The organism is Pseudoalteromonas sp. AS71 (assembly GCF_038900275.1).
GTDB lineage: Bacteria > Pseudomonadota > Gammaproteobacteria > Enterobacterales > Alteromonadaceae > Pseudoalteromonas.
The window spans coordinates 28,686-54,736 of sequence record NZ_JBBMQZ010000014.1 but is presented as its reverse complement, the minus strand read 5'-3'; the positions used below and the strand labels follow the sequence as shown (position 1 = coordinate 54,736).

Annotated in this window: 19 protein-coding genes and 1 pseudogene; 12 read left to right on the top strand and 8 right to left on the bottom strand. The window is 38.6% G+C overall.

Annotated features, from left to right (window positions below; genetic code table 11):
• The first annotated feature begins 81 nt into the window (after window positions 1-81).
• The 3 genes and pseudogenes from WNY98_RS11895 (at window position 82) to WNY98_RS11885 (ending at window position 2,629) form a co-directional block, all read left to right on the top strand.
• Complete coding sequence (locus tag WNY98_RS11895; RefSeq protein WP_024597208.1) at window positions 82-738, top strand: DUF2959 domain-containing protein; 657 nt, start codon at window positions 82-84, stop codon at window positions 736-738.
• A gap of 74 nt (window positions 739-812) precedes the next feature.
• A pseudogene (locus tag WNY98_RS11890) lies at window positions 813-1,839 on the top strand (MBL fold metallo-hydrolase).
• A gap of 67 nt (window positions 1,840-1,906) precedes the next feature.
• Window positions 1,907-2,629, top strand: a complete 723-nt coding sequence (locus tag WNY98_RS11885; RefSeq protein WP_342875889.1) for a CBM9 family sugar-binding protein — start codon at window positions 1,907-1,909, stop codon at window positions 2,627-2,629.
• A 123-nt stretch (window positions 2,630-2,752) separates the two neighbouring features.
• Here WNY98_RS11885 and WNY98_RS11880 read toward each other — a convergent pair whose 3' ends face one another.
• The 4 genes from WNY98_RS11880 to typA form a co-directional block, all read right to left on the bottom strand.
• Entirely contained in the window at window positions 2,753-4,978 is a 2,226-nt protein-coding gene (locus WNY98_RS11880) for a fibronectin type III domain-containing protein (protein ID WP_342877996.1), read from the bottom strand.
• 1,038 nt (window positions 4,979-6,016) lie between these two features.
• Window positions 6,017-8,779 carry a collagenase gene (locus WNY98_RS11875; protein ID WP_342877995.1) on the bottom strand — a complete coding sequence of 921 codons (2,763 nt, stop codon included), beginning with the start codon at window positions 8,777-8,779 and terminating at the stop codon, window positions 6,017-6,019.
• Window positions 8,780-9,233: 454 nt separating this feature from the next.
• Window positions 9,234-11,384, bottom strand: coding sequence for a winged helix-turn-helix domain-containing protein (locus tag WNY98_RS11870; protein ID WP_342877994.1), 2,151 nt, complete (start codon window positions 11,382-11,384; stop codon window positions 9,234-9,236).
• A gap of 259 nt (window positions 11,385-11,643) precedes the next feature.
• Complete coding sequence (gene typA, locus WNY98_RS11865; protein WP_024596972.1) at window positions 11,644-13,467, bottom strand: translational GTPase TypA; 1,824 nt, start codon at window positions 13,465-13,467, stop codon at window positions 11,644-11,646.
• Window positions 13,468-13,974: 507 nt separating this feature from the next.
• Here typA and glnA point away from each other — a divergent pair.
• The 5 genes from glnA to WNY98_RS11840 all read left to right on the top strand — a co-directional run bounded on the left by glnA (window position 13,975) and on the right by WNY98_RS11840 (window position 19,057).
• Window positions 13,975-15,381 carry a glutamate--ammonia ligase gene (gene glnA, locus WNY98_RS11860; protein WP_010554792.1) on the top strand — a complete coding sequence of 469 codons (1,407 nt, stop codon included), beginning with the start codon at window positions 13,975-13,977 and terminating at the stop codon, window positions 15,379-15,381.
• 113 nt (window positions 15,382-15,494) lie between these two features.
• A complete protein-coding gene (locus WNY98_RS11855) occupies window positions 15,495-16,016 on the top strand; it encodes a DUF4124 domain-containing protein (protein ID WP_342877993.1) in 522 nt (173 codons plus the stop codon).
• A gap of 82 nt (window positions 16,017-16,098) precedes the next feature.
• Entirely contained in the window at window positions 16,099-17,169 is a 1,071-nt protein-coding gene (gene glnL / locus WNY98_RS11850; protein WP_076926065.1) for a nitrogen regulation protein NR(II), read from the top strand.
• Between the two features lie 14 nt (window positions 17,170-17,183).
• On the top strand, window positions 17,184-18,569 hold the full coding sequence (gene ntrC / locus WNY98_RS11845; RefSeq protein ID WP_024596969.1) for a nitrogen regulation protein NR(I): 1,386 nt from the start codon (window positions 17,184-17,186) through the stop codon (window positions 18,567-18,569).
• A 29-nt stretch (window positions 18,570-18,598) separates the two neighbouring features.
• On the top strand, window positions 18,599-19,057 hold the full coding sequence (locus WNY98_RS11840) for a cyclic nucleotide-binding domain-containing protein (RefSeq protein WP_010554789.1): 459 nt from the start codon (window positions 18,599-18,601) through the stop codon (window positions 19,055-19,057).
• A 9-nt stretch (window positions 19,058-19,066) separates the two neighbouring features.
• Here WNY98_RS11840 and WNY98_RS11835 read toward each other — a convergent pair whose 3' ends face one another.
• Together WNY98_RS11835 and WNY98_RS11830 are read right to left on the bottom strand one after the other, a co-directional pair.
• Entirely contained in the window at window positions 19,067-19,729 is a 663-nt protein-coding gene (locus WNY98_RS11835) for a hypothetical protein (protein ID WP_342877992.1), read from the bottom strand.
• A 56-nt stretch (window positions 19,730-19,785) separates the two neighbouring features.
• Window positions 19,786-20,073: a hypothetical protein gene (locus WNY98_RS11830; RefSeq protein WP_165728334.1), complete on the bottom strand. Its 288-nt coding sequence runs from the start codon at window positions 20,071-20,073 to the stop codon at window positions 19,786-19,788.
• Window positions 20,074-20,329: 256 nt separating this feature from the next.
• On the opposite strand from WNY98_RS11830, the gene WNY98_RS11825 reads away from it, so the two are divergent.
• The 4 genes from WNY98_RS11825 (at window position 20,330) to WNY98_RS11810 (ending at window position 24,602) form a co-directional block, all read left to right on the top strand.
• Entirely contained in the window at window positions 20,330-20,713 is a 384-nt protein-coding gene (locus WNY98_RS11825; protein ID WP_182724786.1) for an RNA-binding S4 domain-containing protein, read from the top strand.
• A gap of 102 nt (window positions 20,714-20,815) precedes the next feature.
• Window positions 20,816-21,244, top strand: a complete 429-nt coding sequence (locus WNY98_RS11820; RefSeq protein WP_024596965.1) for a hypothetical protein — start codon at window positions 20,816-20,818, stop codon at window positions 21,242-21,244.
• Window positions 21,245-21,449: 205 nt separating this feature from the next.
• Window positions 21,450-24,194, top strand: a complete 2,745-nt coding sequence (gene acnA, locus WNY98_RS11815; protein ID WP_024600016.1) for an aconitate hydratase AcnA — start codon at window positions 21,450-21,452, stop codon at window positions 24,192-24,194.
• 153 nt (window positions 24,195-24,347) lie between these two features.
• A complete protein-coding gene (locus tag WNY98_RS11810) occupies window positions 24,348-24,602 on the top strand; it encodes a hypothetical protein (protein WP_076926061.1) in 255 nt (84 codons plus the stop codon).
• Here WNY98_RS11810 and WNY98_RS11805 read toward each other — a convergent pair whose 3' ends face one another.
• The gene (locus WNY98_RS11805) at window positions 24,603-25,151 is read right to left on the bottom strand and encodes a DUF4124 domain-containing protein (protein WP_342877991.1); all 549 of its coding nucleotides are present in this window, start codon (window positions 25,149-25,151) and stop codon (window positions 24,603-24,605) included.
• A 142-nt stretch (window positions 25,152-25,293) separates the two neighbouring features.
• Window positions 25,294-26,034: a phosphoadenylyl-sulfate reductase gene (locus WNY98_RS11800; RefSeq protein WP_024594734.1), complete on the bottom strand. Its 741-nt coding sequence runs from the start codon at window positions 26,032-26,034 to the stop codon at window positions 25,294-25,296.
• Window positions 26,035-26,051 lie beyond the last annotated feature (17 nt).

The following is a 26,051-nucleotide window of genomic DNA, read 5'->3' as shown; positions in this document are numbered from 1 at the left end:
GACTTGTGCTTATATAGTTTTGATTATAATAACAATCAGCGCCATAATTTACAGCACTAACGCACGTAAACAGGAATTCAAATGAAAAAACAAACATTACTCAGTGTTTCAATGCTTGTAGTAACACTTACTTTAACTGGCTGCCAATCAGCTTATTACTCTGCAATGGAAAAAGTGGGTGTTCATAAACGCGATATTCTTATTGACCGCGTAGAAGAAACCAAAGACTCTCAAGAAGAGTCACAAGAAGAATTTAAATCAGCACTAGAGCGCTTAACGACTCTAATCGATTTTAATGGTGGCGAATTACAAGACACTTATAATCAGTTAAACGACGATTACGAGTCGAGCTTAAATGCCGCTAATGAAGTCTCAACTAACATCAATAAGGTAGAAGACGTGGCAGAAGCGCTATTTGATGAGTGGGGCGATGAGTTGGAGCAATACAAAAGCGCATCACTTAAGCGTGAAAGCAGCAAAAAGCTAGCCGCGACTAAGCGTCAATTTGATCAGCTATTACGCTCAATGCGCAGCGCAGAGAGTAAAATGGAGCCAGTATTAACTTCGCTTCATGATAACGTTTTATACTTAAAGCATAACTTAAATGCACAAGCGGTATCGGCTATTAAAGGTGAATTCACTAACCTTAAGCGCGATATTCAATTGTTGATGAACGACATGAACAAATCGATTGCCGATTCAAACAAATTTATTGAACAAATGAACAGCGCTGGCTAATCATTTGTTACTTTAACAAGCCTGCTTAATTGCAGGCTTTTTTATGTTAAAGGGAATGCTAAAAGGGATTTACAATGAAAAGCTTTTTAATCGCAACAATGCTCTTATGTATACTAACGGCCTGCGGTGCACCTAATAATATTAATCGTATTACCAGCCCCGACTCAGTTATAGTTATTAACGATAAAAACGGTCGTTATAAAAATTTATACACAGGTGAAAAAACATATCCCACCACCTGTACTGAAAACTGCTACCCAACCCACCCAGACTTACTATGCAAAACCGGCAGCGAAAACTGCCAATACCAAGGTCTGCAAACTAAACCACAACTTAGCACCGGCTATACTGTGCGCTGGCTTGGTCACGCTAGTTTTGTAATTAACACCCCAAATGGTCAAAGTGTGCTGTTTGATCCGGTAAAAAATCAGTTTGATTCTCCAGTCGCACTTGGCTTTAAACTCGGCGGTGGTATTTATCGTAAAGCAGGCGCTTGGCCTAGTGAACAAGAACTGGAAAATATTGATGCGGTAATGTATTCGCATATTCATTACGATCACTTTAATAAAGCCGACATACAAAGCATTGGCAATAAACCTCGCTATTTAACGCCACTCGGTATGGCCGACAACTTCCCCACCGGCGGTTTTAATATTAGCGAAATGCCATGGTACTCAACAACCAACATTGACGGCTTAGTTATTAATGCCGTGCCAGCTCATCATTTTAGCGCTCGAGTATTGGTGCCCTTTATTTACGAAGATAACAATAAAGACTTATGGAATGGCTGGCTGCTTGAACAAAACGGCAGTACCTTATTTTTTGCAGGCGATACGGGCTACTCAAAACACTTTAAAGATATACAGTAAAAAAAGTGGCAAATTTTATCGCTACGTTCACACTACACCAGAAGACGCGCTTAACGCAGCACAAGAGCTTAACTGCAAAGTAATAATACCGTGGGGATACGGTAACTCAAGTTGGAAAATGGGCGACCATACTAGCCACTCTGCTTTGCTACGTTTATTACACATGGTTAAAAATATGGATGCTAAAACACCGCTGTATATTTTAAACGAAGGCGAAAGTATTTCACTGTAACTATTTACTTAGCTGTTTTAAGATTGTTATTACATTAAGACAAATCCACAATAAAATTGAGAAATTAATGAAAAAATTAGCACTCGCCTTAAGCTTTTTATTAAGCACGCCTGCAATGGCCATTGATGTTGAACACACATCAACTCCAATTACTATTGATGGCGTATCAGAAAGTGCGTGGGATAAAGCCACTTGGCACGATATGCCTTATTTAATGGATGGCACACTGCCATCAAACGATGCCGATTTTAAAGGGCGTTATCGCTTACTGTGGGATCAAAACTACTTATACCTACAAGCCGATATAGTGGATGATGTTTTAATAGATACACACGCAGATCCAACCTATAAATATTGGGATGACGATGCATTAGAGATATTTATCGATAGCGATGCATCAGGTGGTAATCATCAATTTAATCATACTGCATTTGCGTATCATATAGGCCTTGATAACCAAGCCGCCGATTTTGGGCCTGATAAAAAGCCCCACTTATACACAGAACACTTAGTAAGTAACTGGAAACGAAATACCGTAGCACCTTATAACATTACTTGGGAAGTGGCGATCAAACTCTATCCAAATGATTACCAAGAAGGCACAAAAAATACACCTATTAAATTAACGGCAAAACAAGTTATCGGGTTCATGCTCGCCTACTGTGATAACGATGGCAGCAAAGTGCGCGAACACTTTATGGGCTCACACGAAGTCCAACCTGTAAACGGCGATAGAAACCGTGGATTTATAGACGCAGATGTATTTGGCAAAATCACCTTGGTGCGCTAGCCGCTCTTTAGCATTGTAGGTATGAGCGGTAAAACTCTAAATTTTATAAATAGTAGTCATCACATTAATTATTAAGCAACAAAGAAATACACATTAAGAATGTGTATTTCTTCTAAGCTCGTATTAGTAAATAGTAACTTGAACATCAATCCAAGCGTTTGCAGTGCCTAATGTACCACCAACCTCAACTGGATAAATACTAAAGCCATTCCAAGGGTCTATAAACGTTTGGTTCAGAAGTAGTGGTGAATCATTAAAGTCTTCTAACGACCAACCAGAACTTCGAGAGTTTGGAGTTGCATCCAACAATAATGAGTTATGGTTATACCAAGGAGCCGCGTTTTCATCCATGTAGTTTTGTAAATTTATAAGAATACCACTTTGCAATAAAGGAGTACGTAATTGAGACTCTGGAGGTGTATTTGTTTCACCATTTTGTGTGGTTCTATATTCTACCCAATATGTTTTATCTCCATCCCCTGACTTTACTTTTAGGCCTATCGGGCCAGGCGCATTATGGCCATTGCTGGTGCCATGATCAAAAGCATATATTCTATACTTTCCTGAAGTTGTGACAGTGGGTACATCAGTCTCTGTAATCCAATTTTTAAAATACCCTTTATACATTAAGTTCATTTCTTCTAAAGAGTGAGCACCCATCCCCATTAAGCCAAATACATTCCCGTAATTAGTAACTATGTCATTACTATTTCCATTTAATGTACTGCTCCCCCCCTCTATAGACATTGAGTGATGCAACCCCAATGCATGACCCGCTTCATGGGCAATAGTGCCAGCTTTATATGTATAGATTTCCATTAAAGGAGGAGCTGCTTGAGAGTTAATAAAGTAACTTGCTTGTGTACCTACAGGCGGTGCCGTTACCATTATTATGGTGCCTTCACCTGGAAAATTAGGATCTATGCCAGTATTAATTAATTCTTCTTTATAACCTGAACTCCACTTAGACTTATCATAATTATAATAGTCATGGTCATGGGGCATCGTAATTTTTGACTTTATCTCCCACGTAAAATTGAAATTACCATATGATTGCTCAGTAAAGTATTCTTTGGTTTTTTGCATTTCAGCATTAATTTGAGCAGTACTAAACTCTAAATCTTGATCAGGAAATCTAATTGGATAAACTAAGACATGGACACTCTCATAATCGTATCCATCATTACCTGGATCTACTAACCCTGGAGTGACGCGGCAATTAGTTGCATTGAAGTCGGCAACAACACTAACCCCTTTAAATAACCCTTCTAAACTGACATTATTCCAGCCATTTGCTGGCTGCGTTAAAATAACGCACTCAGTATTACCTATATGCGACGACCTAGTACTATCATCTCCATCGACAGGCCAACCATCTGTTCTTGCTGCAAGTGTTAAGTTTCCTAAACCATGGGCGGTACTGAAAGCAATACTAGTTATATTTTTGTTGAATGTTGAAACATTAAAACCTAGCTTATACGACGCAGCAGGAACGCAAACAGGAACACCATCCTGTAATGAAACTGCTGATGTTGGATCTTGAGTAGCGCAAATATCTGGTAATATATAGGGGTTAGGGTTGGGTTCAGGGCTAATAGGATCTGACAAACTGGTTTGCATACTTATAGTGTTACTCCAACCAGACCTATTCGTGCTGTTTTGAGCAAACATTGTATAATAATAAGTCGTATCTTCAACTAAGCCTGTGTCTGTATAAGTTGTGGTATTCTCACCCACCGTTGATATTACTTGCCAAGAAGAGCCTGCGCTTGATCGTTGAATCTCAAAGCCATTCTCATTATTTGAATTATCATCCCAAGTTAAATTAATGGTTGTTCCGTTAACTGTTGCTTGCAAATTGCTAGGAGCAGCTAAAGTACCTGTGTTTTCACTACCGCCGTTAGGTAATTCGTTATTGCTTCGGCAAGTAGTCGCACCAAAATCAACAACAAGGGATGCATTACTTCGCTCTCCAGATATAGCAATCATTAACCAATGTTGATTTGGATTACTAATAATTACACATTCTTCATTTGAGTCTGTAGTTAGTGATCTATAAGCGGTACTGTTTGATGCAGTGCTAGGCCAACGGCCCTGATCTACATATAAGTTAAGATCTCCCGTACCATGTGCTGTGCTGATAGCAATACTGTTATGATCACTTGCTCCTGCAATACTTAAATATGCAACTCCATCATCATTGATACAAACAGGGGATCCATCACTTATAGAAGTCGACGCCCCTTGAGTTGCACACATATCTGGTAACTCTGCACCGGATGTATAGTATGAGATAAATAGAAAAGAGCCTATCAGGCTTTTCACAAGTTTTAATGGGGGTCGTTTCATTTTTTCACCATTCTAAGTTAGTTAACTATTCTTTATGCTTTAGTTTAAAAACATAAATTTACTTTTTATTTACAACTAAGTTTTAAAAACTAACTTACATAAAACATAGAATCAAGCATTCAAAAAACACTAAAAACAAAATTTAAAATCACAATAACAAATTGAAATTAAAGAACTTTTAAAGCACAATGATAAATTGTGATGATAGATGATATAAAATGGTAAACTTTAAAAAACATAACGAACATGAATTACTAAACAGAGCTAATTTTTTTCTTACCCAACATAATTATGAAATAAATCTACATAGAAATTCCAAAGAGTAAAAGTGAGCACAATGCTTTACTCCACCAATTAACTAAAAAATAGCTGATATCAAATAAGCCCTAGACTCCACCTGCTAACGAGTCAATTTTCAACCGGAGCCAATGCAATACATTTACAATTTATTTATTTTAAGTTGGGTTAATTTACGAAATAAGACTGGATATCTGAAAAATTTTTGATTATCTCGCGAATAATATTAGGAATAACGAGGGGAATTTACATGCTAGACGCTTTTCTAATTAAAAGTAAAATCAACGTAGCTCGCGTTGAAAGTAACCGTTGGAGATAGATTCACTATGCAGAATTCAGATTAAATTAGGTATAATTATCTTTCGAGATTAAATGTTCTGCTACATGAAGAGTGCTGCTTAAGGTTTTTTGACTTCTAAGAGGTTAGATTTACTTAAACAAATAGCATTTTAGCCGTACAATAAAATATGTAAGCTAATCAGGGGACTACGCCTTCCACTGACATACTTAAGAAAACATTGAGGTTAAGCCGTTTGTTTAACCTCATTAGGCAAAAAGTTAGTCGCTATATAAAGACCCGTAGTTCAACACGTAGTGATTAGCTATGCTGCGCCCCTATCATTATTTGAATGGGGCACATATCAGACCTTTCTTACCTGTAAAACAATACACTAAGACTAATTCACCTCAATACAACCTGCACAAAGGATTCTCCAAATCCTAGTGCTAATAAGCTAAGAATCATTCAAAATCAAACTTAATTGACATCCCATTATGCTCACCAACAATACTGAAATAATGATAACCTGCTCGAGGATTATTTATCGTAATGAATTCTGCATTATCCGGGTTGTCAGACCTTTGATCATAACTATTCCCACTAGCCCAACCAGATGATTTATAATATAAATTTCCGTTACCAGATCCATGCGCTGTCATTATGACAACTTTATTTGTGCCCAATGGAACGTTAATACCGTAGTATGCGATTGCATTAACCCAAGAGCCGCTGGGTACACAAATATCATCACTTTGCTCAATCCAACCCGATATAGGGCTTTCTATTGCGCAAGCATCGATCACTGTATCACCACCACTGTGCTCAGCACTTATAGAAGCTGTAGTTACTACCGTGTCAGTAGCACCATCACTATCCGTAACTGTTAACTCCACATTATAGTCACCTACAGCTGTATAAGTATGGCTAGGGTTCATTAAAGTGCTGATTTTTCCATCTCCAAAGTTCCAGCTATATGAAACTATTGGTCCTTCAGTATCTGATGAACCTGCACTACTAAAACTTATCGAGTTATTCACAGTACCTAAATATGAACCATTAGAATAAGCTGTTGGGGGCGTATTCTGATTTTCACTAACATTACATCCAGGAGTGTCAAATTCAACTAAAATAGATGCAGTTCCATTCGAATTAGAAATTTTCAGATTACCCCAGTAGTTACGCCCTCCAGATACATAAATACACTCACTGTTTCCAATATCATTCGAAATACCATCATCACTATTCGTGCCTGTAGGCCAACCTGAATTATCATAATTAATACTTAAATCACCAGAACCGTGTGACGTTCTGATTTTAACACTGTCATGGCCACTAATATTTGCGATACTAAGCCAAATTACTGGTGAATTACCTAAACAAACAGTATTACCAGCTACTAAATTACCACCAGTAATAGGTGCCTGTGTAGTACATGTATTTGGTAAGGTATTCCCTGGTATAATATCTTCTGCTGAAATAGTCACTTTAGTACTTGTAGTGTTTGTTGCCCCTTCATTGTCAGTTACAGTAAGACGCACATCATAAACCCCTTGTGAGTTATAAGCGTGGCTAGGGTTGGCAAGTGTACTCACTGCACCATCACCAAAATCCCAACGAAAAGCCTCTATCGAACCATCATTATCTGTAGAACCCGCGCTGGTAAAGTTAACGGCTATATTTACAACCCCATTATAAGTACCGTTAATATTTGCTGTTGGCGCATTATTTTGAACATCACCATTTATAGAATATACATTTTCACCTGGTGTAAGAGAAACCACCCCTTTACAGCTATTCAATGAATCAACAAACACCATTCTATCACCAGCCTGCCATGTAGTTCCTGTATAACTTTCACCTACGTTAAGTGTTGCATAAACAGTATCAGAGCGCGCACCAGTTACATAGTTAACCCACCGTACTTGCATGACTTCATTTGAGTTATTTGTAACAGTTACATTAGTGGTATTTGTAGTTTTAAAATAAGGCCTTTCTAAACTACATGAACCAATCTCATTAGCTGCAGGCAAAATGTCAGGCACTAAGTTATTAACTAAACTAGGCTCTACCGAAAAACTAGCTGTTTGCCCAACAATACCAACCCCAACACATTCTCGATTTTCGCTCATCATGACAAAGCGATCGTTTTCACGCCAAAAGCTATTATTGTATTGCTGACCTTGCGTTAATAATGCTATTTCTTGTGTTCCTGCACTTCCAGTAACATTATCAATCCACATTAATCTTAACGGGACTGAAGTATTATTTAGCACTGACAGATTAGATGTAGAAGAGTCATCTACATATCGAATATACCTTTGCTCCAAATTACATGAGCCAAAGTTATTATCTTCAGGAAGTGCAACATAACTCATAGCTGTCGCAGATGTTAATGATTGCACATAATCAGAAAAACCATCGCCTATACGGTCTGAAACATTTTTTAAGGTTGTTTGATAAGTTGCAGTACTCCCAGACCGAAGCGCATTAATTATATCGTCATAATCACTTCGATGATTTGCATTCATATAATGAATCGCCATATAACCCCATTGATATAAATCAGGGTGATTATAGTCCGCACTTAAAATATTGTAGAAAGGAGGAATCTCCTTACCAGAGAGGCTATTGAGTGTCCTTGTATAGTTTGTACCATTAGCTAGAAAATCAGCTAAGCCTTCAGTCAATCCCGCATTATATGTAAAAGTACCAAAGGGGCCTGAGACATTAAAACGACCATCTAAATAGTGTACATATTCGTGTTGTAGGTTATATACCTGCCCTGTATAAGCACAAGAAAAAGGTACCCAACTATCCTCACAAATGTGCGATATAAATTTCGCTTGGTTTGCCGAGTTTGATGGTGTTCCCTCTAAGTACATTCCTCCATTATCAGTGTTAATTCCAAAATGCGCTTGGCCATTAGCTTTATATTCTGCACTTGATAAGTAAATATAAACATCTAAGGTAGTATTATTGTCATTGGGCAGCGGGGAACTAGCATTCGTATTAAAAAAACTGTAAAAATCCGTTTCAGTTTCAGATATTTCATCGCAACTACTTCTTAATTGCTGTTGTGTTATACCGCTTTGCGCTCGTAAATTCACAGAATTACATTGATAAGATTCAGTAAACACCTCATTTATAGTTGCTGCAGATGCGTTTTGGAAGCCACAAAGCATAAATGCAGCTATGGCCCCCACTGAGTTTATAGTTTTAATCATGCACTTTTCTCTTTAAGTATTATTTGAAAGTGAAGAATCAAGACATTCCTGTGTCAGTACATTCTTTTCGATCTTTAGAAGAAACATTTCTCAACTTATGTTTCACAGTTTAGGTATTTTCATTTACTTCCCAAGAGAATCTTCAAATCTCAAGGATTAATAAAATAGAGCTATTCAACACTTACAAGATAAAATATATTGAATGCAATATACACAAAAGGTAAATTAAAGTTACCAGGATGTAAATAAGATAATTAGAAAACAGAGCTAAATGATGACAACTGATTAAAAAAGATATCTTTAAAGCAGCTAATAACAAGCTCTATAAAGTGCAAGTGAGGCGAGTAAAAGTAAAGTTTGAGGGTTAGGCTAATATTGAAGGTAATAATTACCATCAATATTAGTTAACATTTTAAATATTTGGTCTGTTGATTGATAAAAATCTCTTGCGTGCTTATTCTTTCATTAAGAATAAATGACTCTTCTTATCATATGACTCGATTAGATACAGGTGTTGCTCATCATCGCTCAAAGCAACTTCGAAGTAATTAGCTTTGCTATAGATAAGTTCTTCAATTGTTTTTGTATCAAAATTATAATAAGAGACTATACTTTTCACTGCATCACTCTTGTCGATAAAGTAGACCCCATGATTAAATACAACAAAGTCATTTACATCATTTTTATTGGCACTAAGGACTCTTGAGATGATTTTAGTATGACTTTTTGTGATTGGGTTGTAGTGGTAAATATCATTATTATCAGCCCTACTGTAAAAGAAATCCCCCGTAGGAGATTGTGCAATACTGTCTGCATTAGGTATCGCAGTAACTATGTTTAATGGGTACCCTGAGCCTCCCATTTTCATGACTCTAGAATTGCCATATATTGACTCAATAAAATGAAACTCATTACCTGAAATAGAAAACCTACCTGTATATAAATTTTCTCCATCAGGGCAAAGAGGGGTAGCCTTGCCCGTTTTTATATTTATAAGCTGGCATGTGTGATTTATCGATAGCACCGCTTTATTTGTGCCTTTTTTCCAATTAATACTAAGTGGTGAATAATATTTCGATCGCTCTTTAAACTTTGCTAGTTGATTTATATTACCTTTATCATATTGCCATAATTGCACTTTATTACTGGGGGTTACAGCAGCAAAGACTAGCCTACCACTGCCCACTTCTGCAATGCCATGGAGGGACATTTTATTTCTAACAAGAACTTTACCTACCCCATCACCACCTTTTAATGGGTTAGCATATTTAACTATTTGCCTTGCAAACGACTCATTTCTCCCCTCTTGCTGCATGACTATATACGGCTTTCCTATTATTTTAGTTGGCCAGTAGCCTAAATATGCTCTCTCTGTAATTTTGATTACTTGCTGAGTCGCAATATCATAGTTTGACAAATACCCTTCAGCATCTACAAAAAAAAGTGATTTACTATTATCACTAAAACTAAACCCTGCTCTCTCTTCATAAAGAGAAATAGGGGTCGGTATAAATTCTCTATCCATAATATTGAAAAGATTAATTGTATAACTTTGCATATTATCAGCGCGCATTACAGCCAGCCACTGCTTATCTGGTGATATAGAGGCAAACAAATCACCTTGAGACGCTAATTCAGGGGAGCTTATTTGTTCTAACTTAGCCTGAAAGATATCATATAAATAAAGCTTTAAAGGCGCTGTAGCTACTTCACTCATATTGAAGAAGAACTGCTCATCATTGAGCCAATTTATTGAAGGTGAGATATTATGAATAGGTAGAGTTATATGTAATTTAGCATTAGTTGCTCTTAGCTCTTTTGAGTCAAAATTGGCTAAATAAATGCCAGCAAATTTACTATTATACCTAACAAATGCAACCCTAGTTTTATCAGGAGATACACTAGCAAAGTTATCGTTATTGAATGAGCTACTAAAAACTTTGCTTACACTCTCTAAATCGTCTGTATAGCTTGCATAAAGCTGCCAGGCATTATGCTGGGCTGAATGATGTGAAAAGAATAAAACCTGGCCATCATCGCTTACAGAAAGACTTTGGACTCTCCCATCATTATGTGTCATTGAGGTAACTAAGCTATATTTATTAGGCTTAGCCATATATAGATAAAAAGTAAGAGCAATAATTAAGACAAGTATTACACTTAAATATATATAGCGATAATGATGCCAACTCTTAATCTCATAAATTCTTTTTGTAATGGCCCCTACAACATTACAGAGCTTATTACTTAAGCTATTAGCGACTTTATTCCTGCTTTGAAATATTGAAGCATTCAATCTGTACCCACTACCCTTTGTACCTGTTACCGTATGGATATATTTCTTATTTGCTTCTAATTGAGCCAGTGCTCGACGCAAACTATAAATGTGATTATTAATTGTATGATCACTTACTGTAGCATTCCCCCAAACATGATTTCTCAAGTCATCTCTTGTTACAAGCTGTCCTGTTCGACTCGCGAGGTGGCATAAAATCCTCATAGCCATAGATTGAATATCTATCGACTCCCCATCACAACTCAACTTATCTATCGTAGGATCAACAGTAAGCTTTTCTAGTTGGAAAGCTTTATTAAAGTCGGTCATTACATATCATTAAACTAACCATAACATATGGTATACAATATACATAAAATATGGTTTTGACTAGTACATTCAACTCACATCAGTTATTCATTTGAGTATTGGAGATTACCAAATATGCATTTATATCAAATACGCTAGATAAAGCACTTCAAAGTCTAACTGGACTTTAAAACTTTAACCTCGCTAACTAAAACTCACAAAAAAGCTGCTGTATTTTTCAATACAGCAGCTTTTAAAATCATTATTCTAAATTAATAGATTATGACTTAGGTGCACGACCCGCACGTTTACGTTCGTTTTCAGTAAGGTGGCGCTTACGGATACGAATGTTTAGTGGAGTAACTTCAACTAGCTCGTCATCATCGATGAACTCAAGCGCTTGCTCAAGTGAGTAGTTAAGGTGTGGAGAAAGCGTTTGCGCTTCATCAGTACCAGATGCACGTACGTTAGTTAACTGCTTGCCTTTAAGGGCGTTAACTGTAAGGTCGTTATCACGGTTATGAATACCGATAACCATACCTTCGTATACTTCAACACCGTGACCGATGAATAAACGGCCGCGTTCTTGTAAGTTGAATAATGCGTTAGTAAGTGCTTTACCCGTTGCGTTTGCAATCATTACGCCGTTCTTACGAACACCGATGTCGCCACCTTTGTGAGGACCGTAATGATCGAACGTATGGTACATAAGACCAGAACCCGAAGTAAGCGTCATGAAATCAGTTTGGAAACCAATTAAACCACGGCTAGGGATCATGAAATCTAAACGCATACGGCCTTTGCCATCTGGAGTCATGTTAGTAAGTTCACCTTTACGTAGGCCAACTTGTTCCATAACAGAACCCTGGTGCTCGTCTTGACAGTCAATAGTTACTGTTTCAAACGGTTCTTCTAGAACGCCATCAACAGTACGTAAGATAACTTCTGGACGAGAAACTGAAAGCTCGTAACCTTCACGACGCATGTTTTCGATTAAGATACCTAGGTGTAATTCACCACGACCAGAAACACGGAAGCTATCTGGGCTAGCAGTATCTTCAACGCGAAGTGCTACGTTGTGTACTAATTCTTTGTCTAAACGCTCACGGATGTTACGTGACGTTACAAACTTACCTTCTTTACCACAGAAAGGTGAGTTATTTACAGAGAATGTCATTGTTACAGTTGGCTCATCAACACTTAGTGGTGGTAATGCTTCAACGTTTCCTGGGAAACAAACTGTGTCAGAAATCTTAAGCTCACCAATACCTGTTACAGTTACGATGTTACCAGCGTAAGCTCTATCAGTTTCGATACGTTCAAGACCTAGGTAGCTTTGTACTGCGCCAATTTTACCATTACGTGTAGTGCCATCAGCACTGATAATAGTAACTTGTTGGTTAGGAGCAACAGAACCACGTTTAATACGACCAATACCAACTACACCAACATAAGAGTTGTAATCTAGTTGAGAAATTTGCATTTGGAAGTCACCTTCAGGATCTGCATCCGGTGGTGATACTTCTTCAACGATCATCTTGAACATAGGTTCCATGTTTTCAGATGGCTCGTCTAAATCTAGCGTTGCCCAGCCGTTGATAGCTGAAGCGTAGATTACTTTAAAGTCTAACTGTTCGTCAGTTGCGCCAAGGTTGTCGAATAAATCAAAGATTTGATCCATAACCCAATCAGGACGTGAACCTGGCTTATCAATTTTATTGATAACTACGATTGGCTTTAAGCCTTGCGCGAATGCCTTTTGCGTAACGAAACGCGTTTGTGGCATTGGACCTTCTTGAGCATCAACAAGTAATAATACTGAGTCAGCCATCGAAAGTACGCGTTCAACTTCACCACCGAAATCGGCGTGTCCCGGGGTATCTACGATATTGATATGGTAGTCGTTCCAAGAAATGGCTGTGTTTTTAGCCAAAATGGTAATACCACGTTCTTTCTCAATGTCGTTTGAGTCCATCACGCGCTCTTCGTTACCGCCGCGTGTTTCTAATGTACCTGATTGCTCAAGTAGTTTGTCAACCAGAGTTGTTTTACCGTGGTCAACGTGCGCGATAATCGCTATATTTCTTAACTTTTCGATGCTCATATATTTACTCAGAGAAATTAAATTCTCAATGATCCTGCAAGATCTACGCACTCATCCACGCTTTCGCGAGATGTCCCAGCATAGGATTTAAAAGGGCGCATATTATCCCTCATTAATGACATGGATGAAAGTTTATCCAATACATATTTTAAAACTTTCTCAATACTTTTACTAAGTATCTGTTTTTTATATGACAATTATATGAATTAAATTTCAATTATTTTTCAAAAAACCCTCTTTTTGACTATTTTTCCGATCTTTTTGTTACTCTTTTGCATTTAGGTTATGCTAATTCCAGCTGATTAAATTAACAACAAATTACGCTCTGTAAATTTTGCACCGAAATGGAATATTTACGCACCAAAATAGTGCATTTATATATTCCATTTTGATGCAATGATATTTTTTTAATTTATAAACAGCCAGTTACAATAATGGCACAAAAACAGCTTAGTAAATATCAAAGCAATTATGCAGCAATAACAAAACCCAATAGTTGGAGGACACATGTCACAATCGGTTTTAGATTTTATTAAAGAAAATGACGTTAAGTTCATTGATTTACGCTTTACTGACACTAAGGGTAAAGAACAACATGTTTCTATTCCTCATCACCAAGTTGATGAAGACTTTTTTGAAGACGGTAAAATGTTCGACGGCTCTTCAATTGCAGGCTGGAAAGGCATAAACGAATCAGACATGGTATTAATGCCAGTTCCTGAGTCAATCAAACTAGACCCTTTCACTGAAGAAGCTACATTAATTTTACGTTGTGACGTAGTAGAGCCTTCTACATTACAAGGTTATGAGCGCGACCCGCGTTCTGTTGCTAAGCGCGCTGAAGATTACATGCGTTCTACAGGCATTGCAGACACTGTTTTATTTGGCCCTGAGCCAGAGTTCTTCGTATTTGACGATGTTAAATACAAATCAGATATGTCTGGTTCTATGTACAAAATTGATTCTAAGCAAGCTGCTTGGAACTCAGATAAAGAATATGCAGATGGCAACACTGGTCACCGTCCAGGTGTTAAAGGCGGTTACTTCCCTGTTGCTCCTGTTGATGACTTCCAAGATTGGCGTTCAGCTACGTGTCTAGTTCTAGAAGAAATGGGCCAAGTAGTAGAAGCACATCACCACGAAGTAGCAACAGCAGGTCAAAACGAAATCGCTACTCGCTTTAATACAATGGTATTAAAAGCGGATGAAATCCAAGAAATGAAATATGTTATCCATAACATGGCTCACTTATATGGTAAAACAGCAACGTTTATGCCTAAGCCAGTTGTTGGTGATAACGGTTCTGGTATGCATTGTCACCAGTCTTTAGCTAAAGACGGTGTTAACCTTTTTGCTGGCGATAAGTACGGCGGTCTTTCTGAAGATGCACTTTACTACATTGGCGGTATCATTAAGCATGCTAAAGCAATTAACGCTTTTGCAAACGCATCTACTAACTCGTACAAACGTTTAGTACCAGGTTTTGAAGCACCAGTTATGCTTGCATACTCTGCACGTAACCGCTCTGCATCAATCCGTATCCCAGTGGTTCCATCTGAAAAAGGTCGTCGTATTGAAGTACGCTTCCCGGATCCAACAGCTAACCCATACCTTGCTTTCTCAGCAATGCTTATGGCTGGCCTTGATGGTATCAAAAACAAGATCCACCCTGGCGATGCTATGGATAAAGATTTATACGACTTACCAGCTGAAGAAGCAGCAGAAATTCCAACTGTCGCAGCATCACTTGACGAAGCACTATCTGCACTTAGCGCAGACCGTGAATTCTTAACTCAAGGTGGCGTATTCACTGACGACTTAATCGATGCTTACATCGAACTTAAGTCTAAAGAAGTTGAAAAGCTTAACATGACAACTCACCCAGTTGAGTTTGAGATGTACTACAGCTGTTAATTAAGCTGTAAAAAATATGTGTGTTCTCAAGCCCGCTTTGCGGGCTTTTTTAATGGTAAAATTAGTCAATCTCCACTAAAGTTAAGTTACCGATAAAAATGCAGGGCTGCAGAGTGAATAACAAGATTTTATTACTATTAATTACTTTAGGATTAAGTAATTATGGTTATGCCGGTGAAACAAAAATATACGCTTGGAAAGATAAAAATGGCGTATTAGTGTTCTCAGACACCCCTCATAAAGGGGCTCAAGAGGTCAAGCTCACCAGCCAAGATCTTAATATGCCTGCAACAAATACTGACATTTTTGACGAGCAACCCCAGCCTCAACAAGCGGCTTTTAGTATTGCTATTTCCTCCCCTGATCATAACCAGACTATTCGTGAAAATACCGGCACTGTTTATGTTACTAGCCGAATAAAACCACGCTTTGAAACTGGTTTTACTATACAACTTTTTATTGATGGTAAAGCACACGGCCCTGCCAGTGACAGCTCAACCTTTGCAATAAGGGATGTAGAACGTGGTCAGCACACACTACAATTAAAGCTTTTTAATAGTAAAAACCAAGTTATTGCCACAAGCGAGCCCTGTATATTTTTTATGCACCGAAAAGGGCTAAGCCTAAGTAATTAAATTGGGGTATTACTAATCGTGCAGCAGTGTATTTTACCGTATAACTTGCTTGCAAACATCAACGCACTAAAATGGTGCAACTATGATTAATAATAAAAACTTTAGCCCTGAGCTACTCGATGCCATTTGGCAAAATCAAACAACCGCTATCATATTACTTGATAAAAACTTTATTGTAATATATGCCAATAACAGTACCAGTGAACTGCTTGGCCTTGGTAATAAACGCCTATTAGATCAACCTTTTGATAGCCTTTTTAACTACCATTCAATCGATTTAGAGCGTATAAAACAATACTCACTAGTTGAAGGTGTAGATTGCCAGCAGCATAGAGCTGACGTGGTTTTTAGCGATTCTCGCCATGCGAAAGTAGCCGTAAGTACACGACAAATTAAATTTAATGGCTCGCTTTATATTTTATTTGAGTGGCGCCAAACCGATGACGAAATTAAGCACGACCAAGCGTCTAATCAAATGCATCAATACCAAGCTGCCCGAAACCTAATTAGAGGCTTAGCGCACGAAATTAAAAATCCTTTAGGTGGGATTCGCGGAGCGGCGCAGTTATTGCAGTATGAGGTTGATCAACAAGAAAGAGATCAATGTGCTGAGCTCATCATTGAGCAAGCCGACCGATTACGTGAATTAGTAGATAGGCTTTTGGGGCCCAATCAACTTCCACAAAAATCGTATGGCAACATACATCAATCACTTGAATCAGTTGCAAGGCTAAGTACGTTAGATAATTGTTCTAACATTAGCTTGGTTAAAGATTACGACCCAAGTATTCCTGATGTATACATTGATCAAGGCAAAGTTCAGCAAGTAGTATTAAACATTGTTCGAAATGCCCAACAGGCGCTTGTAGATGGCGGTGAAATAACAATAAAAACCCGCATTAATCATCAGCATCGTCGCCCAGGTAAAGCACCTAAAAAAGCTTTGTTGATCCAAATATCTGATAACGGACCAGGAATTGATCCCAGTGTACGCGAAACACTGTTCTACCCTATGATCACCAATAAAGAAGGTGGCTCTGGATTAGGACTCTCAATAGCGCAAACGCTGATAGATCAACATGATGGCTATATCGAATGCGATAGCTGGCCTGGACATACTGAATTTAATATCTATCTGCCCTTTGCAGATTAATGTTTGGAGTTTGCATGAAAACAGTTTGGCTTGTAGATGATGATGCCTCAATTCGCTTTGTACTTGAAAAGGCACTAACCCGTTCAGGGTTTAACACGGAAAGCTTTGCTAATGCGCAAGATGTACTAAGCGCACTAAAGTTTAGCCAACCTACTGTTTTAGTTTCTGACGTTAGAATGCCAGGCATGGATGGTATGGCGTTGCTTGAACTTATCGCAGAGCAAAACCCTGGGTTGCCGGTTATTATAATGACCGCCCATTCTGATTTAGACTCAGCAGTTAATGCATTCCAAAAAGGTGCTTTTGAATACCTAGCTAAGCCGTTTGATTTAAACGAAGCAGTGGCCCTCGTCGAAAGCGCATGCAGAGCAAACTCCACTAAAAAAACTAAACGCAAGCAAGCTCCACCTAAAAGCGCTCACATAATTGGTGAAGCGCCCGCAATGCAAGAAGTGTTTAGAGCGATAGGTAAACTATCGGCTTCTAGCATGAGCGTATTAATAAATGGAGAATCTGGCACAGGTAAAGAACTTGTCGCCAGTGCGCTGCACAATCATAGTCCACGTAAAGAAAATCAATTTATTGCACTTAACATGGCAGCCATTCCAAAAGAGCTTGTTGAGTCAGAGTTATTTGGCCACGAAAAAGGCGCATTTACGGGCGCAGATAGCGTACGCAAAGGTCGTTTTGAGCAAGCCAACGGCGGCACACTGTTTTTAGATGAAATTGGTGATATGCCACTTGATGTGCAAACACGTTTATTGCGCGTACTTGCCGATGGTGAATTTTATCGCGTTGGTGGCCATCAAAGTATAAAAGTGGACGTACGCATTATTGCAGCTACGCACCAAAACCTTGAAGATTTAGTTAAACAGGGCAAGTTTAGGGATGATTTATTTCATCGTCTTAATGTTGTGCGCCTACGTTTACCCGCTCTTCGAGAGCGCACTGAAGATATAGAAAGCTTATCGCAGCACTTTTTACATAAAAGTGCTAAAGAACTACAAGTAGAAAGCAAAGTGCTGAGCCCTAAAGCGACTGAGCAATTACGTTTATTTAATTGGCCAGGCAATGTGCGCCAATTAGAAAACACGTGTCGCTGGCTTACAGTTATGGCACCCGGTGAGCTTGTAAGCGAGCAAGACTTACCGCCGGAGATTCTGGATGCTTCGCCGACCCAAGAAGAAGGTGATTGGCTAGATGCGTTTCAGCAATGGCTTAATCAAGAGCTTAAACAAGGCAAAGAAAATATTTGGCCTGACATTCAAGCCCAGCTAGAAACTCGTTTAATTAAAACCGCCCTGGCTAATTGTTCTGGTCATAAGCAAGATGCTGCTATAAAAATTGGTTGGGGACGCAACACGTTGACCCGAAAATTAAAAGAGCGCAATATTAGCTGATTAAACGCTTTTAACACATTTGGTTATTGATGAAGCTAATCGAACATATTCCATTATTCAAACAAATGGAAATTATAAACAGGCTGCACTTTTTTAAGGAATTTACGCTCAGCGAGCGCCAAGTCTTATTAGAGTCGTTCGGCCTGTTATATTTAGTAAGCCAGCATCAGTTTTTATTTAAGCAATACGATAACGACAAGCGCTTATATATTGTACTTAGCGGCGCGCTATTAGTATTTAAACATAATCATTTGCTAGAACTTGGTACTATAGAGCCCGGTGAATTTATAGGTGAAGGCGCTTTTATAAATAACCGAGAACGCAGCACTAGCGCTCGCGCTAAAACCGACAGTATAGTCCTCGCTATAACCCCTGAAGCACTTACCCGCTTACCTAATGTTATCCGCGAAAAAATTAAAGACCGAATTATAGAAGGTATGAGTCTGCGTATTGCAAAGCTCAGCGAGCATATAGAAACTCACGGTTAACTCTATCACTCAATCCATATAAACAATTTGTAATGAGCAGTTAAGCCAAGCTGGTTTGTTTAAATGTGCATTGTAAATAAAAGTATCTGACGGTTTTTGACCAAAGGGTGTGCTTATTTTAGGCGTAGTATGCGTGTACGATTGCGATGTATTTTGATAATAAATAACTAAGTACGGTTCAATAAGCTCCCAATCCAACATCACTTTAGCACCACTTGGTAATGTAAATTGCGCCTTTTTTTCGTCAAATGAAACGCGCATATTGTTATATTTATCGTTTAAGCAACCCGTTGTAAGCATAATATTTGGCATACTTAGCTCGGTGCTTTGTAAAGCTGAACGTAAATAAAAACCTATATTTCCATTAGTGTAGTGATGATTCTCTGCTTTGCTGTAAATAATGTCAGGTTCAAATCCCATGCTTTGCATTATTAGTGTTAACTGCTCTAACTGCCCGCTATCAAAGTCGTTATAAGAGACAATTAACGTCGCATTTTTATATGCTTTTGGTACTGCAATATTTTGGTATTTATAAGGTAGAGTTTGAGCAGCCAGTTTAGCTTCTAGCTGCTGCTTTTGATTTGCGCTCAATGCTTGTGTATAAACATACACAGTGGGTTGCTGACATGCACCTAATAAAAAGGCCAAGCACACTAAAAGTATATTTTTCATCATCAACCCCAATTAGATTACAAGTGTAGTCTAATTGAAATTCGATAAATAGCAAATCAGCTAATTTGGCTATTTAACCACGCATCAACACTTTTACGGGTGTATAAAACTTCTTTAAATAAACGATGGCGTTGAAATTCAAGTACCGATTTTTTTTTCATATCGCCACTCACTAAACGACTATGGTGATCGTTAAATTTTGAAATCACAGAAAAACCACGTTCAGCATTTTCCTTTTGCTCTTTTACTTGGTTAGTAAGATGTGACCTAACATCATCTGCGGTCAACATATCTGAATTATCTAAGCCCATTAGCTCTTTTTTCATTGCTAATCTTACGCCCATTTTCTACTCCGTTTTATATGTATTCATTACACATTGATTAATCCGCCAGAGTTTTAGCAATTAGCAAGCCATACGTAAAAAAGATTGCAACGAAGCTTAACTTTTAATTGCTTCAGTTTTTTTAAAGACAGATAAAATACCTAAAAACTTTCATAACTAATTGTGTATTACAGCTATCTAAAGTTACTTGCTTTGGTGCAAAAGTCGCTGTAAGCCTTTATACTAAAGCCTGTGCGTTACCCCACCGAGAGCAAATATGAACGAAGAATATATAGAAATAGAGTTAGAAGAAGAGCCGATTGAGCTTTGTAAATTATTAAAAGTATTAAACTTAGTTGAAGGTGGCGGCCAAGCTAAAAACCTGATCACTGAAGGCTATGTGGGTGTTAACCATGAAATTTGTACAATAAAGCGGAAAAAATTATACAGTGGCGATGTACTAGAATTCGATGGTGAGTTTTTTCAACTTGCGTTAAGTGAAGATGCAGTTCCTGCAGAAAAACCTGCAGCACAACCTCAAGCAGAATCAAAGCAAGCTGCACCACAACCAACAAATCAGCCAGCTAAAGCTAAGCGCAAGCGCACTAAAAAGCCTAAAGTTGACGATAAAACAGGTCGTCGTCCTATTTCATTTGGTTAAGTATTTAAAAAAACCTCTTTTTATATAAAAAGGCCACCTTGTATAGTTGGCCTTTTTGCTCTTTAATTACCTAGCTAATAATAATAAAAACAAGGTAATAATATGTCACAAAACACACCAGCCACCTGGTTTAAACCCGCTGTATGGGCGGCACTTGTATGGAACTTACTTGGCGTTATTGCATTTGCTATGCACATGATGATGACACCCGAAATGATAGGTAAACTACCGCTAGATCAACAAGCTGCCTACTCTAACGTTCCTATTTGGTCAACTATTGCCTTTGCTATAGCTGTATTTGGAAGCACTTTGGGTTGTCTGTTTCTACTTACTAAAAATTCGCTTGCAATACCTACTTTTGCACTGTCGCTCGGTGCTATTTTACTACAGCAGTACTATAACTTTGTAGTTATAAACAGTATTGAGCTACTTGGCGCAAGTGCTGTATTTATGCCTGTTTTTGTAATCATAATTGCCATTGCTCTACTTTATTTAAGTATTAAAGCTAAGCAACAAGGTTGGTTACAGTAATTAATAAAGGTCAAAATAACTTTTGACCTTATCTCGTCTTTCAAATCATCTCTTGAAATTAAATTTTTCAGCATCATCTCTACTATAATAACTGTATAAAATTCGTTCTCTAAAGACGGCTTTTTACATTGGTATGCACTTTGCAACTCAAGTACTACAGAGGTCACTCTTCAAAATATTTTTATAATTCATAAAGGGGCAAATAATGAATAATAGTTTCGATACCCAACATCAGCTCACAATAAACGGTGAGCAATATCATATTCATTCTCTAAAAGGACTTGGCGACAAAGCGAAACGATTGCCCTTCTCCTTAAAAGTATTACTTGAAAACCTTCTTCGTAACGAAGACGGCGCAAATATTAAAGAACAAGACATTCAAGCCCTCCTTAATTGGGATCCTCAAGCAAAACCTGCATCTGAAGTTGCCTTTACTCCAGCTCGCGTAGTTATGCAAGATTTCACCGGTGTACCCGCTATTGTTGATTTAGCCGCGATGCGTGATGCAATGGAAAAACTAGGTGGCGATCCTGCAAAAATAAATCCGTTATCGCCAGCTGAACTTGTTATTGACCATTCGGTACAAGTAGATGGTTATGGTAATGATGGTGCATTTGATTTAAATGCCAAGCTTGAATATGACCGAAATAAAGAACGTTACGAATTTTTACGCTGGGGACAAACCGCTTTTGATAATTTAAAAGTAGTGCCACCTGCAACCGGTATTGTTCACCAAGTGAATTTAGAGTATTTAGCCCGTGTTGTTTTTAATGAAGAGCGCGATGGCAAAAAATTCGCTTACCCAGACACTCTCGTAGGTACCGACTCTCATACAACCATGATTAATGGCTTAGGTGTACTTGGTTGGGGCGTAGGCGGTATTGAAGCCGAAGCGGCTATGCTTGGTCAGCCAATTAGTTTATTGATTCCACAAGTAGTCGGTATGAAGCTAAGCGGCAGATTACCTGAAGGTACAACCGCAACCGATTTAGTACTAACAGTAACCGAAATACTGCGTAACCATGGTGTAGTGGGTAAATTTGTAGAGTTTTATGGTGACGGCCTTGCCGACCTACCACTTGCCGATAGAGCAACCATAGCGAATATGGCACCAGAATACGGCGCTACGTGTGGTATTTTCCCGATTGATGATGAAACCATCAACTACCTTCGCTTAACAAACCGCGACGAAAAACACCTTAAGGTAATTGAAGATTATGCTAAACACCAAGGTTTATGGCGTAACGATGGCGACGAAGCGAGCTACACCGATACACTCGAACTTAAATTAGACGATGTTGTACCAAGCCTTGCAGGCCCTAAACGACCACAAGATAGAATTGCCCTAAATAAAGCGGGTGAAGTAATTGGCGAGCATTTAAAAGGCTTTCAAGATGAGCGTATGGCTCGTCGCGATAAAAGCGATGAAGAGCAAGCTCGTATTGAAAGTGAAGGCCCAACAACAAATCCAGATGAGCCAGTAGACGAAGCACAGTTTATGGGCGCCGCTAAAGTTAAATTTAAAGGCCAAGAGTTTGAGCTAAATGATGGCGCTTGTGTTATTGCCGCAATTACCAGCTGTACCAATACCTCTAATCCAAGTGTTATTTTAGCCGCAGGCTTAGTCGCTAAAAAAGCGAAGCAATTAGGCATTAATGTAAAACCTTGGGTTAAAACATCCCTTGCACCAGGCTCTAAAGTAGTTACCGACTACCTAGAAAAAGCAGGCTTGATGGACGACCTAGAAAGCCTAGGATTTAACTTGGTAGGCTATGGCTGTACTACGTGTATTGGCAACTCAGGTCCACTAGCGACTGAAATATCAGATGCGATTCAAAAGCATAAATTAGTGGTTAGCTCTATTTTATCGGGTAACCGTAACTTTGAAGGGCGTATTCACCAAGATGTGAAAATGAACTTTTTAGCCTCACCTCCACTTGTTGTAGCCTATGCCATTGCCGGCAGAACCGACATTGACGTATACAACGAACCCCTTGCGCAAGATGCTAATGGTAACGATATTTACCTTAAAAACATCTGGCCAAGCGTTAAAGAAGTGAGCGACCTAGTTAAAGAAACAGTAACTAAAGAAATGTTTGAAAAAAGCTACGCTAACGTTTACGAAGGCGATAGCCGCTGGCAGCAAATTCAAATACCTGATGGCAAACTTTATGATTGGGATGACGCATCTACCTACATTAAAAAAGCACCATTTTTTGATGGTATGAAAGTAGAACCTCCGGGTATTCCAACGATTGAGGGCGCACGTTGTTTAGCTAAGCTTGGGGATTCAGTAACCACTGACCATATTTCTCCAGCAGGTGCTATTAAAGCAGAAGCGCCAGCAGGTTTATACTTGCAAGAGAAAGGTGTAGAAAAATCGCAATTTAACTCGTATGGCTCACGCCGTGGTAATCACGAAGTAATGATGCGCGGCACGTTTGCCAATGTACGTCTTAAAAACTTACTTGCCCCGGGAACTGAGGGCGGTGTAACACGTACACAACCAGAAAACGATTTAGCAAGCATTTACGATGCAGCTATGGAGTACCAAAAAAATAATACGCCTCTCATTATTTTAGCGGGTAAAGAATACGGTACGGGTTCATCTCGTGACTGGGCGGCCAAAGGCTCACTTTTATTAGGCGTTAAAGCGGTTGTAGCACAAAGCTACGAGCGAATTCATCGCTCTAACTTAATCGGTATGGGTGTATTACCGCTGCAATTTAAAGAAGGTGAAAGCTACGAGTCACATGGGTTAACAGGGCAAGAACAATTTGATATTGATGGCCTGTACGATAAAACCGATGAAGTAACCGTTATTGCAACCAATGCCGAAGGTAAAAAAGTCACCTTAAGTGCAGATGTACGTATTGATACCCCTAAAGAGTGGGATTACTACAAACACGGCGGTATTTTACAATATGTACTGCGTAATATGCTCGACTAACAAAGACAGTAGTTAATACATTTAAAAGCCCAGTTTAATAATAAGCTGGGCTTTTTTTATGTGTGCTGTTTGTTGTCTTAAATCAATGCTAAGCATTTAAAGCGTGCCTACACTAAGGTAACTCTTAGTGAGGTAACTCTTAGTGAGGTAACTATGTCGCAAACAATGATAGTTAGGCTACTTAAAACATCAATAGTGCTTGGGTTGTGCCTTATTGTTACTGGCCACACTTTAATTGTGTCGAGTTATTTCACTGTTAATCATGGTATTAAAGGAATAATTTTAGCGGCGGCATGCATTGCTGTAGGCGTGCTATTGTCACTTCCTACTAAAATATATTTAACCATACTGCTAATGGAAGCCGAAAAACGTTATTTAAAAAACCATAAAAGCACTCACTCTAAATAATTAAAGTGCACTTAAATTATTAATTTCTTTATTACGTTTTTCTAGTTTGTCTTTTACATTTTCGGCGTCATTAAATAGCTTTTTAACAGAGTCTGGGTTCAAAATACTGATCCCCTCTGGTGCAGCCGACATTGTATTTGTACTTGGAGAGGTATTTAAAATAGACGTGTCTTCTGCAGCAATAACAGTAATGTCTTTAGGATCGAGTTTTACTTCAATACTTTTTGCATGCGGGTTAGGTGTATCAGAAAAGTGCCATTGACCTGTTTCATCTTGCCACTTAAAAATTTTGCTGCTTGAGGTGGTACTTTCAGGCATTGGTTCATCAGAAATACTGCTCGCAATTTTATCGCCAGCTTGCTTAACGCCCTGCACTGCTTGGTCCAAAGTATTGCTAGATAGCGCGACCATTTTTTCTTTAATTTGCTGAGATTCACTGCTAATTGATGATGCAGAAAGCCATGTTTGACCATCGGGCTTTTTTAAATAAAACAAAGAGATGACTGCAATAACCATGATTGATATAGCTAAGTAGGTAAAGTATTTCATAGCGTTCCTGCTTTAATTAATCCTTTAATGCCTTGAGTCTAATAAAAAATACTTAATTAGGCAATTTTTTGTACCTTAATAAAAAATAAAAACGCAGCCGAAGCTGCGTTTTTATTTGCAATTTAACTACATTGTAGTGGCGTTAAATACCGTCACCATCCATGTGTAGTCCACATTCTCGGTTTAAACCAAAAAAGCGAGTTTCTTCCTCAGTCATTCCTGGTTCTAACTTACGTGTTGTATGTACGTCACCCATCGACACATAACCTTGCTCCCATAATGGGTGGTAAGGTAAATCGTGCTTAGTAAGATACTGATACACGTCGCGGTTAGACCATTCAATAATCGGGTACACTTTAACGGTACCACGGCTAATTTCTACAAACTGTTTATCAGCACGTGTAGATGATTGATCGCGGCGCAGACCACTAAACCACGTGCCCGCTTCTATTTCTTTTAACGCACGGGTCATCGGCTCTACTTTATTAAGCTGATTATATTGCTTAATGCCGTCTTCGCCTTGCTCCCATAGTTTACCAAATTTAGCCTCTTGCCATGCTGGGCTAAGCGGCGCTCTATACACCTTTAAGTTAAGTGATAAACGCTCACTCATTTGCTCAATAAACTGATACGTTTCAGGAAATAAATAGCCGGTATCGGTTAATACAACGGGAATATCTGGACGTTGTGAGGTCATTAAATGCAGCATTACTGCCGCTTGAATACCAAAGCTAGATGATAAAAAAGCCGTATTAGGCAAGTTATCAAGCGCCCATGCAACGCGCTGTTCTGCGCTCATATTCGCTAGTAAACCATTAGCATCAGCTAACATAGCCGTCTGGCTTTGTTTATCTAGCTGTAAAATGTTTTTAAATTCACTCATGGTAAATTCCAAACCTC